Annotated in this window: 10 protein-coding genes; 8 read left to right on the forward strand and 2 right to left on the reverse strand. The window is 71.3% G+C overall.

Annotation, left to right across the window (positions count from 1 at the left end; all coding sequences use genetic code 11):
- Positions 1–139: 139 nt before the first annotated feature.
- A complete protein-coding gene (locus tag ABZ945_RS04840; RefSeq protein WP_361263923.1) occupies positions 140–2,935 on the reverse strand; it encodes a transglycosylase domain-containing protein in 2,796 nt (931 codons plus the stop codon).
- Positions 2,936–3,329: 394 nt separating this feature from the next.
- Between ABZ945_RS04840 and ABZ945_RS04845 the strand changes: the two genes are divergently transcribed.
- The 3 genes from ABZ945_RS04845 to ABZ945_RS04855 all read left to right on the forward strand — a co-directional run bounded on the left by ABZ945_RS04845 (position 3,330) and on the right by ABZ945_RS04855 (position 6,497).
- The gene (locus ABZ945_RS04845) at positions 3,330–4,013 is read left to right on the forward strand and encodes a PadR family transcriptional regulator (protein WP_361263926.1); all 684 of its coding nucleotides are present in this window, start codon (positions 3,330–3,332) and stop codon (positions 4,011–4,013) included.
- 46 nt (positions 4,014–4,059) lie between these two features.
- Positions 4,060–5,142, forward strand: coding sequence for an inositol-3-phosphate synthase (locus ABZ945_RS04850; RefSeq protein ID WP_361263929.1), 1,083 nt, complete (start codon positions 4,060–4,062; stop codon positions 5,140–5,142).
- Positions 5,143–5,231: 89 nt separating this feature from the next.
- A complete protein-coding gene (locus ABZ945_RS04855; protein WP_361263932.1) occupies positions 5,232–6,497 on the forward strand; it encodes an MFS transporter in 1,266 nt (421 codons plus the stop codon).
- A 77-nt stretch (positions 6,498–6,574) separates the two neighbouring features.
- Here the strand turns inward: ABZ945_RS04855 and ABZ945_RS04860 are convergent, their stop codons facing one another.
- Positions 6,575–8,017, reverse strand: coding sequence for a CCA tRNA nucleotidyltransferase (locus tag ABZ945_RS04860; RefSeq protein ID WP_361263934.1), 1,443 nt, complete (start codon positions 8,015–8,017; stop codon positions 6,575–6,577).
- Between the two features lie 207 nt (positions 8,018–8,224).
- On the opposite strand from ABZ945_RS04860, the gene ABZ945_RS04865 reads away from it, so the two are divergent.
- The 5 genes from ABZ945_RS04865 (at position 8,225) to ABZ945_RS04885 (ending at position 16,444) form a co-directional block, all read left to right on the forward strand.
- Entirely contained in the window at positions 8,225–10,657 is a 2,433-nt protein-coding gene (locus tag ABZ945_RS04865) for a DUF6049 family protein (protein WP_361263938.1), read from the forward strand.
- 46 nt (positions 10,658–10,703) lie between these two features.
- On the forward strand, positions 10,704–12,866 hold the full coding sequence (gene murJ, locus ABZ945_RS04870; protein ID WP_361263940.1) for a murein biosynthesis integral membrane protein MurJ: 2,163 nt from the start codon (positions 10,704–10,706) through the stop codon (positions 12,864–12,866).
- A gap of 131 nt (positions 12,867–12,997) precedes the next feature.
- The gene (locus ABZ945_RS04875; protein WP_361263943.1) at positions 12,998–14,749 is read left to right on the forward strand and encodes a protein kinase family protein; all 1,752 of its coding nucleotides are present in this window, start codon (positions 12,998–13,000) and stop codon (positions 14,747–14,749) included.
- A 37-nt stretch (positions 14,750–14,786) separates the two neighbouring features.
- Positions 14,787–15,491: an RNA polymerase sigma factor SigM gene (gene sigM, locus ABZ945_RS04880; protein WP_361263946.1), complete on the forward strand. Its 705-nt coding sequence runs from the start codon at positions 14,787–14,789 to the stop codon at positions 15,489–15,491.
- Positions 15,488–16,444 carry a hypothetical protein gene (locus ABZ945_RS04885; protein WP_361263949.1) on the forward strand — a complete coding sequence of 319 codons (957 nt, stop codon included), beginning with the start codon at positions 15,488–15,490 and terminating at the stop codon, positions 16,442–16,444. The genes sigM and ABZ945_RS04885 overlap by 4 nt, the downstream gene beginning before the upstream one ends.
- Positions 16,445–16,525 lie beyond the last annotated feature (81 nt).

Raw genomic sequence — 16,525 nt, forward strand, 5'->3', positions numbered from 1 at the left:
CGGCGGCCTGGGCCCGGGTACGGCCGTGAGTACGGCGAGGGCCGCCGTGCCCCGCGGTCCGACCGGTGACGGTGCGGTACGCGGGGCGCGGCGGCCCGGTGACGCGATACGGGCGAGGGGTCCGCCCGGCGGGGTGGGATCAGCCGTCCCGTCCGGCCAGCCAGCCTCCGTTGGCCTGGCCGCCGTTGGCCTGGCCCCCGTTGGCCTGACCGCCGTTGGCCTGACCGCCGTTGGCCTGGCCCCCGTTGGCTTGGCCGCCGTTGGCCTGGCCACCATTGGCCTGACCGCCGTTCGGCTGGCCGCCCGTCTGGCCGTCTATCGTCCCGCCGTCGGTGGCTCCACCGTCGCTCTGGCCGTCGGTGGCCCCGCCGTCGACGGCACCGCCGTCCTGGCCGCCGTTGGGATCGCCGCCCCCGTTGTCGCCGTCGTCGCAGTTCGGGTCGAAGGGACTGCAGTCGTCGGTCGGCTCGGGGCTCGACGGCTCCTCGCTCGGCTCCTTGGACGGGGTGGGGGACGGGCTGGTGCTCGGCGAGTCGCTCGGGGAGGGGCTGGTGCTCGGCTCCTCCTTGGTCGGCGTCGGCTCAGGGCTCTTGGCGCCGCCGCCGTAGAAGCTGTCGGCGTCCAGGTCCCCAGGCTTGGGGAACTGGATCACCTTCTCGCCCTTGAGCGCCGCGGACATGTACGACTGGAAGATCTGCGACGGGAACGAGGAGCCGTGGATCTTCGGCTGGGCACCGGTGCCGAACATCTCCTCGAACTGGCGGTTCTTGTTGGAGGCGTCGTCGTCGAGCCGGTACATGTCGATGGCGGTGGCCAGCTGCGGGGTGTAGCCGACGAACCAGGCGGACTTGTTGCCGTCGGTGGTACCGGTCTTGCCGGCGACCGGGCGCCCGGGGATCGCCGCGTTGGTGCCGGTGCCCTCCTTGACCACGTCCCGGAGCACATCGGTGACATTGCTGGCGACCGCACTGGAGAAGGGCTGGCGGGCCCCGCTGTCGTCGTGCTGGTAGATGATCTCGCCGAGCTTCTCGACCTTGGTCACCGAGTACGGCTCGCGCTGCTTGCCGTTGGCGGCGAAGGTGGCGTAGGCCCCGGCCATCCGGATGGCGCTGGGGTCGGAGATGCCGATGGAGAAGGACGGCACATCGGCGCCGATCAGGCTGTCCTCGCGCAGACCGGCGTCCATCGCCGCCTGCCGGACCTGCTTGATGCCGATGTCCATGCCGAGCTGCACGAACGGCGAGTTGGCGGAGTGGACCATCGCCTCACGCAGGTCGATCGGCCCGTAGTCCTTCTTCTCGTCGTTGGCCTGGAGCCACTCCTTGCCGTTCTCGTCGTGCCAGATGCTGCCGTCGAAGTTCTTGATCTTCAGCTTGTTGTCGCCGTTGTAGATCGCCGTGTCGGGGTCGATGATCTTGCGGCTCTCCGGACCCTGCTCGGGCCCCCCCGCCGGGTCGCGCACCCCGTCCCGCATGGCGGCGGCCAGCACGAACGGCTTGAACGTCGAGCCGACCGCGGCACCGGTCTTGTCGGCGTTGTTGGTGAAGTGCTTGGTGGCGTCCTGGCCGCCGTAGATGGCGGCGATGGCGCCGGTGTTCGGGTCGATCGAGGCGCCGCCGAACTGGACGTGGGTGTCCGTGTCCGGGCGCTTCTCCGGGTCGATGTGCTTGTCGTAGACCTTTTTGACCGACTCCGCCAGCAGCTTGACCCTCTTCTTGTCGAAGGTCGTGTGGATCTCGTAGCCGCCCTCGGCGAGGTCCTTGGCCGTGATCCCTTGGCCGTTGCTGTTGATGAAGTTGGCCTTGGCCAGGTCGACCAGATAGCCGATCTGCCCGCCCAGCTTGGCTTCCTTCTTCGGCGGGTAGGGCATCGGGAACTTGGTGTACTTGGCCCGGTCCGTGGCCTCCAGGCTTCCGTCCTGCACCATCTGGCCCAGGATCCAGCTCCACCGCTCGGTGGCGCGCTTGGTGTTGGCCTCCGGGGTGGCGCCCTTGGGGTCGATCTCCGGCGCACCGGCCGGGTCGAAGTAGGTGGAGCCCTTGAGCAGTCCGGCGAGGAAGGCGCACTGGCTGGCGTCGAGGTCGTCCGCGCTCTTGTTGTAGTAGGTGCGGGCGGCGGCCTGGAGGCCGTAGGCGCCCCGGCCGTAGTAGGAGGTGTTGAGATAGCCCGCCATCACCTCCTCCTTGGAGACCTTCTGGCCGACCTTGAGGGAGATGAAGAGCTCCTTGGCCTTACGGGAGACGGTCTGGCTGCGGTCGTCCAGCATGGCGTTCTTCACATACTGCTGGGTGATGGTCGAGCCGCCCTGGGTGTCGCCGCCGGTCGCCATGTTGTAGAAGGCGCGGCCGATGCCCTTGGGGTCCACCCCCCAGTCGTCCCAGAAGCTCTTGTTCTCCGCGGAGATGACCGCGTCCTGCATCGCCTTGGGGATGTCGTCGTACTTGAGGTTCTGCCGGTTGATCTCGCCACCGGTCGCGGCCATCTGGCTGCCGTCCAACCAGTAGTAGACGTTGTTCTGCGCCTTGGCGGTGTTCGCCATGTTCGGCAGGTCCACCCAGGCGTAGGCGATCACCGAGGCGCCCAACACCGACCCCACGAACCCGAGGAACAGCCCGCCGACCAGCTTCCAGGACGGCGTCCAGCGCCGCCAGCCGTGCCTGCCGGCCCGGGGGTAGTCGATCAGGCGCTTCTTCCCGGGAGGACCGCCCGCGGCCGCGGCGCCCCGGCGGCGGCCACCGCCGCGCTGAGCGGCCCGGCGGGCCTCGGCACGGCTGCCGAAGGCCGGCTCCTCGCCGTACGACCCGTGCGGCGCCCCGGAGGCGCCGGCCGGATGACCGGGAGCCGCCCGGCGTCCGGAGGACTGCTGGGCGGCTCGTCTGGCCGCGGCACGACCGCCACCTTGCGGCTGCGGCGGTTTGCGACGGTGCTCGCTCATCGAACGACTACTCCTCGGGCAGGCCCGCGGGCCTGGAAGCGGCTCTTGAGTTCCGGTCCCCCGACATGGATACGGACGAGCACATGTCGGGGCTCATCCGCACTGCACCCGAGGAGAAGACGCCTCCCGGTGCCACACGGTTCCCAGTGGTGTGCATGCCGCACAGACTACGCAGGCCGCCAAACCCCCGGGGACCGAAGTTCCCCCCAAATCAGGCAAGTCACTTACTGCGAACCGCGTATGTGACGCCGCTCACCCGGGTCGCCCTTGTCGCCCTCCCGGGCCACATCTATCGTCGGGATGTATCGATCCGATACATCGGAACGGCATAGCGCGCCGATACGTGGACACACGGAGCGGCACAGAGCGCGGCGGCGGAGTGAGGAGAAGACGGGTGAGCAGACGCTCCGGCATCCTCGAGTTCGCCGTCCTCGGCCTGCTCCGCGAGGCGCCGATGCACGGCTATGAGCTGCGCAAGCGGCTCAACACCTCGCTCGGCATCTTCCGGGCCTTCAGTTACGGAACGCTCTACCCCTGCCTCAAGACGCTGGTCGCAAACGGCTGGTTGATCGAGGAACCGGGCAGCGCCCCGGAGGAGGCCCTGGCCGCGTCGCTCGCGGGCCGGCGCGCCAAGATCGTCTACCGGTTGACGGCGGAGGGGAAGGAGCACTTCGAGGAGCTGCTCTCCCACACCGGGCCCGACACCTGGGAGGACGAGAGCTTCGCCGCCCGTTTCGCCTTCTTCGGCCAGACGGAGCGCGAGGTGCGGATGCGCGTGCTGGAAGGCCGGCGCACCCGCCTGGAGGAGCGCCTGGAGAAGATGCGCGCCTCCCTGGCGCGTACCCGCGAGCGCCTGGACGACTACACGCTGGAGCTGCAACGGCACGGCATGGAGTCGGTGGAGCGCGAGGTGCGCTGGCTCAACGAGCTCATCGAGAGCGAGCGGGCCGGTCGCGACCAGCGGCCCACCACCCCCGGTCGTCCCGCCCGGCAGGACGACACATCCTCAGACACGGGCGGCCTGCCCCGGCACGGGGGCAGTACCCGGCCGGATCCGTCCGACGACACCGACAAGTGAGACCCGCCGCCAGGCGGGCCTTCAGAGAACACAGGGAGCAACCGGAATGGGTTCGGTTCGCGTAGCCATCGTCGGCGTGGGCAACTGCGCCGCCTCGCTGGTGCAGGGCGTCGAGTACTACAAGGACGCCGACTCGGCGGCCAAGGTGCCGGGTCTGATGCATGTCCAGTTCGGCGACTACCACGTCAAGGACGTGGAGTTCGTCGCCGCCTTCGACGTGGACGCGAAGAAGGTCGGCCTGGACCTCTCGGACGCCATCGGCGCCAGCGAGAACAACACCATTAAGATCTGCGACGTGCCCTCCAGCGGCGTCACGGTCCAGCGCGGCCACACCCTGGACGGTCTGGGCAAGTACTACCGGCTGACCATCGAGGAGTCCGCCGAGGAGCCGGTCGACATCGTCCAGGTCCTCAAGGACAAGCAGGTGGACGTCCTCGTCTGCTACCTGCCGGTGGGCTCCGAGGACGCGGCGAAGTTCTACGCGCAGTGCGCCATCGACGCCAAGGTCGCCTTCGTCAACGCGCTCCCGGTCTTCATCGCCGGCACCAAGGAGTGGGCGGACAAGTTCACCGAGGCCGGTGTCCCGATCGTCGGCGACGACATCAAGTCGCAGGTCGGCGCCACCATCACGCACCGGGTGATGGCGAAGCTGTTCGAGGACCGGGGCGTCATCCTGGACCGCACCATGCAGCTGAACGTCGGCGGCAACATGGACTTCAAGAACATGCTGGAGCGGGAGCGGCTGGAGTCCAAGAAGATCTCCAAGACCCAGGCCGTCACCTCGCAGATCCCGGACCGGGACCTCGGCGAGAACAACGTCCACATCGGCCCCTCGGACTACGTGGCCTGGCTGGACGACCGCAAGTGGGCCTATGTCCGCCTGGAGGGTCGTGCCTTCGGCGACGTCCCGCTGAACCTGGAGTACAAGCTGGAGGTGTGGGACTCGCCGAACTCGGCGGGTGTCATCATCGACGCGGTGCGCGCCGCGAAGATCGCCAAGGACCGGGGCATCGGCGGCCCGATCCTCTCCGCGTCCTCGTACTTCATGAAGTCCCCGCCGGTGCAGTACTTCGACGACGAGGCCCGCGCCAACGTCGAGAAGTTCATCAAGGGCGAGGTCGAGCGCTGATCTCGGCGTCTCGATGACGGCGTACCCGCCAGTCGAAGGTCCCCGTGGCAGCCGCCCGGGGACCTTCGCCGTATGTGACCCTTGTCGCCATGTCCGCCGTGGGTGATCTGCGCGTACTGCTGCGCCTGAGGGACTTCCGCCGGCTGCTGGCCGTACGGCTGCTCTCCCAGTGCGCGGACGGGCTCTTCCAGGTGGCACTGGCCGCCTATGTGGTCTTCTCGCCCGAGAAGCAGGCCTCCCCCTCGGCCATCGCCTCCGCCATGGCGGTGCTCCTGCTGCCGTACTCCCTGCTCGGCCCGTTCGCCGGGGTGCTGCTCGACCGCTGGCGGAGGCGCCAGGTGCTGCTGTACGGGAATCTGCTGCGGGCCGTGCTGGCCGGCACCACCGCCCTGCTGGTGCTGGCCTCGGTGCCGGACTGGCTCTTCTACGCCTCGGCGCTCTGTGTCACGGCCGTGAACCGCTTCGTGCTGGCCGGGCTCTCCGCCGCGCTGCCCCGGGTGGTGGACGCCGAGCGCCTGGTGGTGGCCAACTCGCTGTCCCCCACCGCCGGCACCCTGGCCGCCACCGCGGGCGGAGGGATCGCCTTCGCCGTCCGGCTGGCGGGGGCCGACTCGGATGCGGCCGTCCTGCTGGTGGGCGCCGTGCTCTACCTCTGCTCCGCGCTCGGCTCGCTGCGGCTGGGCCGGGAACTGCTCGGCCCGGACCCCGAGCAGGTGCAGCCCCGGGTAGGCGCGGCCCTGCTCTCCACGGTCCGCGGACTGCTGGAGGGGCTGCGCCATCTCGCCGAGCGGCGCCGGGCCGCCCGGGCGCTCGCCGCGATGACGGTGGTGCGCTTCTGCTACGGCTCGCTCACCGTCATGGTGCTGATGCTCTGCCGCTATGCCTGGTCGTCCACCGAGTCGCGGGGCTTGGCGCTGCTGGGGCTGGCGGTGGGCGTCTCGGGGGCGGGCTTCTTCGCGGCCGCGGTGCTCTCCCCGTGGGGGATCGGCCGACGGGGGCCGGCGGGCTGGACGGTGGTGTGTACCGCGGCCGCGGCGGTGCTGACCCCGGCGCTCGGGCTGCCCTTCGCGCTCGCCCCGATGCTGGCGGCCGCCTTCATGCTGGGGCTGACCACCCAGGGGGTGAAGATCGCCACCGACACGGCCGTGCAGACCGGTGTGGACGACGCCCTGCGCGGCCGGGTCTTCGCGCTGTACGACGTGCTGTTCAACACGGCCTTTGTCGCCGCGGCCGCGGTCTCGGTCCCGCTGCTGCCGCCGGACGGCCGCTCGGCACCGCTGATCCTGCTGGTCACCGCGCTGTACGCGACAGTCGCCGTGCTGCTGCGGCGCCACAGCGCGCGGGAGGCCGGCTGATTGTTTCACGTGAAACATCAGCCGGCTATACGGGCCGGGGGCGATGTTTCACGTGAAACATCGCCCCCGCCGGGGGCTCACCCCTGGGCGGCCCACCACTCCTTCAGTGCCGCGGCGGCCTCGTCGTACCCCATCGGGCCGTTCTCCAGCCGCAGGTCGAGCAGGAAGGCGTAGGCCTTGCCGACCGCCGGGCCGGGAGTGATGCCCAGCACCTGCTGGATCTGGTTGCCGTCCAGGTCCGGGCGGATGGCGTCCAGCTCCTCCTGCTCCTGGAGCCGGGCGATGCGCTCCTCCAGCCCGTCATAGGCCCGGGAGAGCGCGCTGGCCTTGCGCTTGTTCCGGGTGGTGCAGTCCGAGCGGGTCAGCTTGTGCAGCCGGTTCAGCAGCGGACCGGCGTCCCGGACATAGCGCCGCACCGCCGAGTCGGTCCACTCCCCGGTGCCATAGCCGTGGAAGCGCAGATGCAGCTCCACCAGGCGGGAGACGTCCTTGACCATCTCGTTGGAGTACTTCAGGGCCGTCATGCGCTTCTTGGTCATCTTCGCCCCCACCACCTCGTGGTGGTGGAAGGAGACCCGACCGTCCGACTCGAAGCGCCGGGTGCGGGGCTTGCCGATGTCATGGAGAAGCGCCGCCAGCCGCAGGACCAGGTCGGGGCCGTCCTCCTCCAGGTCGATCGCCTGGTCCAGCACGGTGAGCGAGTGCTCGTAGACGTCCTTGTGGCGGTGGTGCTCGTCCCGCTCCAGCCGCAGGGCCGGCAGCTCCGGCAGCACCCGCTGGGCGAGGCCGGTGTCCACCAGCAGTCCCAGCCCCGTGCGGGGGTTCGTGGAGAGGACCAGCTTGTTCAGCTCCTCCCGGACGCGCTCGGCGGAGACGATCTCGATCCGGTCGGCCATCTCCGTCATCGCGGCGACGACCTCGGGGGCCACCTCGAAGTCGAGCTGGGCGGCGAACCGGGCGGCCCGCATCATTCGCAGCGGATCGTCGGAGAAGGACTCCTGCGGGGTGCCCGGGGTGCGCAGCACCCGCTGGGCCAGATCGTCCAGACCGCCGTGCGGGTCGATGAACTCCTTCTGCGGCAGGGCGACGGCCATGGCGTTCACCGTGAAGTCCCGCCGGACGAGGTCGTCCTCGATGGAGTCGCCGTAGGAGACCGCCGGCTTGCGCGAGGTCCGGTCGTAGGCCTCGGAGCGATAGGTGGTGATCTCGATCTGGTAGCCGGCCTTCTGCGAGCCGACCGTACCGAAGGCGATGCCGACGTCCCACACCGAGTCGGCCCACGGCCGGACGATCTTCAGTACGTCCTCGGGGCGGGCGTCGGTGGTGAAGTCGAGGTCGTTGCCGAGCCGGCCGAGCAGGGCGTCCCGTACCGAACCCCCGACCAGCGCCAGGCTGAACCCGGCATCCTGGAAGCGGCGGGCGAGGTCGTCGGCGACAGGGGACACACGCAGTAGTTCACTGACCGCGCGGCGTTGCACCTGGCTCAGCGTGTTCGGGGTCTCTTCGTTGGCGTTCGGCACAACAGAAAAGGGTACGTGCCGCTGTCCGGGCCGGTGGCCCGGATTTCGCGCGGTCGCGGTGTCCCCGGCCCGATCAGGTGGAGCAGTCCGCGGCACTCGGCGGCGGCGCTCCTCGTTACCATGCCTGGACGCAAGGAACCGGCGCCACGCCAGGGCGCGGCCGGTGCGACGGCGGCAGACGACCGACAGACGAGGACGGGCGAGCACGTGGCCGAGGCGGCAGATCTCCAGGGGGCCGGTCCCTCGCCTGCCCGGCGGTGGGTACGGCGGACGGCCGCCGCCCTGGCCGGCGCTCCACTGCTCGCCGCGCTGCTGACCGTACCGCCGGCGCACGCCGCACCGGCCGCGGCCCCAGTGGCGGTGCCCTCGGCCCCGGCCGCCGCCAAGGCCTCCGACCAGCGGTCCGTGGATGTGTCTCTGGACACGCTGACGCCCAGCGCCCCGACGGAGGGCGACACCCTCAAAATCAGCGGCACCGTGACCAACCGGGGCAAGGAGACGGTCAGCGACGCGGTGGTCGACCTGCGGGTCGGCTCGCGGATGTCCAGCCGGGGACAGGTCGACTCCCTCGCCAAGCGCTCCGGCTTCCGGCCCGGCTCGGACGGGGAGGCGCTCGGCGGCGCCTATACGGTGAAGATCCCCCGGCTGCCCGCCGGTATCGGCCATGACTTCAGCCTGAGCGTCCCCGTGGACAAGCTGGGCCTGGACGGCGAGGGCGCCTACCAGCTGGGCGTCTCGCTGACCGGGCGGACCCCCAGCGAGCCCTACGACCAGGTCCTCGGCATCGAGCGGACCTTCCTGCCCTGGCAGCCGGAGGCCACCGAGAAGAAGACCCAGCTCACCTATCTCTGGCCGCTGATCTCCTCCGCCCACCTCTCCGCCGAGACCGGGACGGACGACCAGCAGACGCCGGTCTTCGAGGACGACAAGCTGGCCGAGGAGCTGGCGCCCGGCGGACGGCTGGAGCGGCTCGTCTCCCTGGGCGCCGAGCTGCCGGTGACCTGGGTGGTCGACCCGGACCTGCTCGCCACGGTCGAGGCGATGGCCAACAGCTACCAGGTGAAGAACGGGGACCAGCGCGTCCCCGGGAAGCAGCAGGCCCGTGCCGAGCAGTGGCTCGACTCCCTGCAGAAGGCCGTCCAGGGGCGCAAGGTCGTCGCCCTGCCCTACGGCGACCCGGACCTGGCCTCGCTCGCCCACCGCGGCAGGGAGGTCTCCGGTTCGCTGGGCCATCTGCGGCCCGCCACGGACGTCGCCGAGACCACCGTGGAGACCATCCTCCATGTGAAGCCCTCGGTGGACTTCGCCTGGCCGGTCGACGGAGCCGTCGACCCCTCGATCGTCGATGTGGCCACCTCGGCCGGCGCCGACAAGGTCATCGCCCGCGGCGACAGCCTCCGCGACGACCTCCCCTACGCGCCGAACGCCGCCCGGCCCATCGGCGGCGGGACCACCGCCGTCGTCTCCGACGCCTCGCTCTCCACCGCCTTCCAAGGCGATATGACCCGGGCCGACACCGCCACGCTCGCGGTCCAGCAGTTCCTCGCCCAGACCCTGGTCCTCACCCACCAGCAGCCCGGCAAGCAGCGCAGCATCGTCGTCGCCCCGCAGCGCATGCCCACCGCCGCCCAGGCCCAGTCGATGGCGACCGCGCTGCGCGGGCTCTCCGCGCAGCGCTGGAGCCAGCCCAGCGACCTGGTCGCGGCCGCCGCCGCCAAGCCGGACCCCGACGCGGCGATCAAGGTGCCCGGCAGTCGGCGCTATCCGGGGCAGCTGCGCCGCGGGGAGCTCCCGGTGGCCGCCTACCACGATGTCCGGGTGACCCAGGAGACCCTGGACGACTTCGCGGGCATCCTCACCCAGCCGGACCGGGTGGTGACCCCCTTCGGCAACGCCATCGACCGCGGGATGTCGACCTCCTGGCGCGGCCGGGGCGAGGCGGCGAGCGACTACCGCGCCGGGGTGCTGCGGCATCTGAAGGACCTCACGGCCGAGGTGCAGCTGATCGACAAGTCCGATCTGACGTTGTCCGGGCGCAGCGCCACCATCCCGGTGACCGTGCAGAACCAGCTCGTCCAGGGCATCGACCGGCTCACCCTGAGGCTGACCTCGACCAAGCCCACCCGCCTGAAGCTCAACGGCGACGACACGGTGGCCACGCTGCCGGTGCGGATCGACGGCGGCCACAGCCAGTCGGTGAAGTTCACCGCTTCCGCCAACGCCAACGGCCCCGTCCCGATGACGGCCCAGCTCTACACCGCCGACGGCAAGCCGTACGGCAAGCCGATGACCTTCACCGCCAAGGTCTCCGAGATCACCCCGACCGTGATGCTGGTCATCGCCGGCGGATTCCTGCTGCTGGTGCTGGCCGGTGTCCGGATGTACTCCCGGCGCAAGAAGACCGTCGCGGCCGACGGCGGGGAGGGTGACGGAGCGCCGGCACCGGGCGCACCGGACGGTCCCGCGGGCAACGGCGGCGACGGTGCGGACGGTGGCGAGCCGGTGGACAGCCCGCCCGCCGGCGGGAGCGACGCCCCCGCGGTTCCGGGCTCCGGCCGGGCGCAGCCGAGTGACCCTGCGCCGGACACCGCCGCACAAAGCGCCGACGCACCGGGCCAGGGTGAGAAAGTGGACCGTTGAGCGATGTCGTGGCCGGTCGGCCGGGGACGATGAGGTGGGGTAGACCATGAACGCGCCGTACGACGGTGACCGCGGTCAGGGCGCGGGCGGGAGCAGCACGCCCTACGGCGGGCCGGCTCCCGAGTCGGAGCAGCACCCGCCCGCCGCACCGGACCCGTATCTCCAGCACGCCTACGACCAGGACCCCTACGGCAACCGTGATCTGGCCGCGCAGGACCCGGTGGGCGAGGCACTGTACGACCGGGCCGCCCACCCCCCGCCGCCACCGGGCACCTACCAGGAGCCGCAACCGCTGTACCAGCAGCCCGAGGCCCCGCAGTACGCGCCCGACCCCCGGGTCTGGGCGCAGACCCCGCCGCCCGAGCCGGACGGGCCGTCCCGGCACCTGCCGTACGGCGACGACGCCCGGACCGTGCAGTTCACCGGCGTGGACGACCTGGTCACCCGCGCCGGGGAGCAGCAGCCGGAGCCGGACGCCTTCGCCCACCTCTACCGCGACCAGCAGGGCCAGGGCGGGCAGCCCGCGCCGTCCGAGCCGGAGGCCGCCCCGGCGCCGGCACCCGCTCCGAAGAAGTCCGGTGGCCGCGCCTCCGGGCTGCTGAAGTCCAGTGCCGTCATGGCGGCCGGCACCCTGGTGTCCCGGCTCACCGGCTTCGCCCGCACCCTGGTCATCACCGGCGCGCTCGGCGCCGCCCTGCTCGGTGACGCCTACACCGTGGCCGCCACCCTGCCGACGATGATCTACATCCTCACCGTGGGCGGCGGACTGAACTCGGTCTTCGTACCGCAGCTGGTCCGTTCCATGAAGGACGACGCGGACGGCGGCGAGGCCTATGCCAACCGGCTGCTGACCCTGGTCATGGTGGCGCTCGGGGTGATCGTCGCCATCGCCGTGATCGGGGCTCCGCTGCTGGTCAAGGCGATGTCGGACACCATCGCGGACGATGTCGCCGCCAACAGCGCGGCGGTGACCTTCGCCCGCTACTGCCTGCCCACGATCTTCTTCATGGGCGTGCATGTGGTCATGGGCCAGATCCTCAACGCCCGCGGCCGGTTCGGCGCGATGATGTGGACCCCGGTCCTCAACAACATCGTGGTGATCTTCACCTTCGGGCTGTTCATCTGGGTGTACGGCACCTCGTCCGAGTCCAAGATGGGCGTGGACACCATCCCGGCCGAAGGCGTGCAGCTGCTCGGCATCGGCACCCTGCTCGGCCTGGTGGTCCAGGCACTGGCGATGCTGCCCTATCTGCGGGAGGCCGGTTTCCGGTTCCGCCCCCGGTTCGACTGGAAGGGCCACGGCCTCGGCAAGACCGTGAAGCTGGCCAAGTGGACGGTCCTCTTCGTCTTGGCCAACCAGGCCGGCGTGGTGGTCGTCACCCAGCTCGCCACCGCCGCGGGCAAGACCTCCGGCATGGACGGCACCGGCTTCCTCGCCTACTCCAACGCCCAGCTCATCTGGGGCATGCCGCAGGCCATCATCACCGTCTCGGTGATGGCCGCGCTGCTGCCGCGGATCTCCCGCGCCGCCCACGACGACGACCCCGGCGCCGTCCGGGACGACATCTCACAGGGCCTGCGCAACTCGGCCGTGGCGATCGTGCCGGTCGCCTTCGGCTTCCTGGCGCTCGGCCTACCGATGTCCACCCTGCTCTACGCCTCTGCGGGCACCGAGGCCGCCACCGGTATGGGCTACATCCTGATGGCCTTCGGCCTGGGCCTGATCCCCTACTCGGTGCAGTACGTGGTGCTCCGCGGCTTCTACGCCTACGAGGACACCCGCACCCCCTTCTACAACACGGTGATCGTGGCCGCGGTCAACGCGGCGGCCTCCTTCGCCTGCTACCTGGTGCTCCCCGCCCGCTGGGCGGTCGTCGGCATGGCGGGCTCCTACGGCCTGGCGTACGCGGTCGGCGTCGGCATCGCCTGGCGGCGGCTGCGCAACCGGCTCGGCGGCGACCTGGACAGCGCCCAGGTGATCCGGACCTACGCCCGGCTGTGCATGGCCTCGCTGCCCGCCGCGGTGCTCAGCGGTGCCACCGGTTTCGCCCTCCTCGAACTGCTCGGCCGGGGCGCCGGCGGCTCGCTGATCGCGCTGGTCGCCGGCGGACTGGTGCTGCTGGTCGTCTTCTATGTGGCGGCCCGGAAGATGCGCATCGCGGAGCTCAACACCCTGGTGGGCATGGTCCGGGGCCGTCTCGGCCGCTGACCGGGCGAACCGTACCCGGGCCCGCAGCACAACCATCGCCGGGGGCCGCGTGTCGTGCATAGCACCGGACTGTGGGCACAATTGGCTTGGCTGTGGGACATGGCGCTACGGATGGGGAGGCAGGAACGACGGTGGCGGAACGGAGCACGGCTGCCGTCGACGTGGCCGACAACAGCGGTGACGAACCGCTGACCGCGAAGGCGGGGCAGGCTGCGACCGACGGGGTGGCGCAAGCGCAGGACCAGGCGGGGGACACCACCGCCGATGCCGGTGCGGAGGATCGCGGCAAGGGCGAGCGGCCCGCCGCGACCGGCCCCGAGCTGCACAGCGGCTACAAGATCGCCAGACGCTACCGGCTGGAGGAGTGCGTCACCCGTCTGGACGGCTTCAGCAGCTGGCGGGCGGTCGACGAGAAGCTGCGCCGGGCCGTCGGCGTCCACGCCCTCCCCGCCAGCCACCCCCGGGCCCGCTCGGTGCTGGCCGCCGCCCGCTCCTCGGCCCTGCTGGGAGACCCCCGGTTCGTCCAGGTCCTCGACGCGGTGGAGGACAGCGAGCTGGTCTATGTGGTCCACGAGTGGCTGCCGGATGCCACCGAGCTGACCAACCTGCTCGCGGCCGGACCGATGGCCGCCCATGACGCCTACCAGCTGGTCAGCCAGGTCTCCCAAGCCATGGCGGCCGCCCATCGCGAGGGACTGGCCCATCTCCGGCTCACCCCCGGGGCCGTGCTCCGCAGCTCCACCGGCCAGTACCGCATCCGCGGTCTCGCGGTGAACGCGGCACTGCGCGGTATCACCGCCGAGCACCCCCAGCGCACCGACACCGAGGCCATCGGCGCTCTGCTGTACGCCGCGCTGACCCAGCGGTGGCCCTACGAGCAGAACGCGCACGGGCTGTCCGGGCTGCCCAAGGGCGTGGGCCTGCTGCCGCCCGACCAGGTCCGGGCCGGGGTGCACCGGGGTCTCTCCGAGATCGCCATGCGCGCCCTGATCAACGACGGCGCCACGGCCTCCCGGCAGGAGCAGCCCTGCACCAGCCCGGACGAACTGGCCAAGGCGGTCGCGGCGATGCCCCGCATCCGCCCGCCCGAGCCCGAGTTCCCCACCCCCGCCGACTACCAGCACACCACCTACCAGCAGGGCTACGGACGCTCCGCACCGCACCACAGCCCGCAGGCCGGCGCGATGCCGCCGGTTCCGCCCCCGCCGCTGGGCTCGCGCACCGGCAAGGCGCTGAAGTGGGCGGTCTCGGCGCTGCTGATCGCCGCCCTGGGGCTGGGCAGCTGGCAGATCGCCGACAAGCTCCTCGACCGCCAGGACACCGCGGACGAGCCCAACCCCGGGCAGTCCACGACCACCACCACGGGCGGCGGCACGGACGACAAGAAGCCGAAGGTGCCGGTACCGCTGCGGGTCGAGAGCGCGCAGGAGTACGCCCCGGACGGCACCCCGCAGAACGCCGCGGATGTCACCAAGACCTACGACGGCGACAGCAGCAGCCACTGGCGCACCAAGTACTACCTGGACGGGCCCGAGCTCGTCCCGCAGGTGAAGAAGGGCGTGGGCATCGTCTACGACCTGGGCGCCGAGAAGGAGGTGTCCGCCGCCTCCCTCGCCCTGCGGTACGGCGGTCCGCGCACCACGGTCAGCCTCTATGCCACCGACTCGCTGCAGCCGGCCGGCGGCGCCGGGGACCCGGTGGGTGGTCTGACGGAGATCGCCCAGGGCACCACCAGCGGCACCACGCTGGACCTGAAGGCGGACAAGCCGGTCAAGAGCCGCTATGTGCTGATGTGGATCACCGCGATGCCGTATTCGGGCCGGGACGGCTACAGTTCGGAGGGTTACAAGCAGGGCGTCGCCGACGTGCGCTTCACCGGCTGAGCCGCTCGCCATGACCCGCCAGGGAGGGGGCTCTTCGATGGACGCCGACGACCTGGGCGACGTGGACGACAAGGACCTGCTGGCGCGCCATGTCGCCGGTGATCCCGATGCCTTCGGCGAGTTGGTACGCCGCCATCGCGACCGCCTCTGGGCGGTGGCGGTGCGGACCCTGGGAGACCGGGAGGAGGCCGCGGACGCCGTGCAGGACGCGCTGGTCTCCGCCTTCCGCGCCGCTGCCACCTTCCGCGGCCAGTCCGCCGTCACCACCTGGCTGCACCGCATCACGGTCAACGCCTGTCTGGACCGGGCGCGCAAGGCCGCCTCCCGCCGGACCTCCCCGGTGGACGACACCCAGCGACTGGAACAGCTGCTGGAGCCGCATGAGTCCGCCGAGGCACCCGCCGAACGGCAGGACCTCCACCGGGAGCTGCTGGCGGCGCTGGGCCGTCTGCCCAGCGAGCAGCGCGCGGCACTGGTGCTGGTCGACATGCAGGGATACCCCGTCGCGGAGGCCGCCCGGATCCTGGAGGTCCCCGCGGGCACCATCAAGAGCCGCTGCGCCCGAGGACGGGCACGGCTGCTGCCCATGCTCACTCATCTGCGCGGGGACAACGGGGATAACCCGCCCACCGACCGGGGAAGGAACCGGACGCCAGGGACATCCGTCCCACCGGCATCGGGACCTAGGGATGCGGGACCGCACGATCCTGCAGCAGTGAAGGGCGGAGGTGGGCGCACATGACATCCACGACCGACACGACCCGGCACCCGGACGTCTCGGAGATCTCCGATCTGACCGAGGGGCTGCTCGCCCCGTCCCGCACCGCCGGCATCCGGGCGCATGTGGATGGCTGCGAGCTGTGCTCCGATGTACGGGCCTCGCTGGAGGAGATCCGCGGGCTGCTGGGCACCCTGCCCGGACCGACCCGGATGCCCGCCGACATCGCCGGGCGCATCGACGCGGCGCTGGCGGCCGAAGCACTGCTGGACGCGACCGCCCCCTCCGACCCCGAGGAGGCCGGAACCGGCGCTCAGGGCTCGCGAGCGACCGGCGATGTTTCACGTGAAACATCGCCCACCCCGACGGCTGCCACAGCAGCGCGTGCGGAACGGCGACCGCGCTCCGGGGACCGCCCGGTCGGCCGGTCCTCCTCCGCCACGGGACCGGGCCGCTCCCCGCACCCGGCACGGCGCCGCCGAACCGCCGTCCTGGGCGCCCTGTTCGGTGTGGCCGCGGTCTCGCTGAGCGTCTTTGTGCTCCAGGCGATCCAGCCCTCGGACAACGGCCCGACCGCCCAGGCCGACCGCTCCGCGGCCTCCGCCCAGCAGCAGACCTTCGCGGGCGCACCGGTCGGCGACCAGGTCAAGAGCCTGCTGAGCACCTCCGGTGAGAGCAAGCGGGAGAACGTCCCGGAGTCCTCGAAGGCACCGCGCAGCGCCGAGGCGCCCTCGACCTTCCGTACCGAGGACGTGGCCGTGCCGCCGTGTGTGCAGGAGGGGACCGGCCGTACCGAGGCGGCGCTCGCCGCCGAGCGCGGCAACTACGGCGGGACGCCGGCCTATCTGGTGGTCCTCCCGCACGCCCAGGATCCGGCCCAGGTGCAGGCCTATGTGATGGACGCCTCCTGCACGGCCCGGCCGGAGGGCGGTGCCAAGGCGGACGTCCTGCTGACGCACGCCTATCCCCGTCCCTGACCCCTGGGCCGCGGAGCCGCGGAGCCGTCCCGGGAATGCCTGCCCCGTAGTATCCGTTGCGTGGGGTAAGAGTCCGTGATT

This window comes from Streptomyces sp. NPDC046887 (assembly GCF_040644755.1).
Lineage (GTDB): Bacteria > Actinomycetota > Actinomycetes > Streptomycetales > Streptomycetaceae > Streptomyces > Streptomyces lichenis.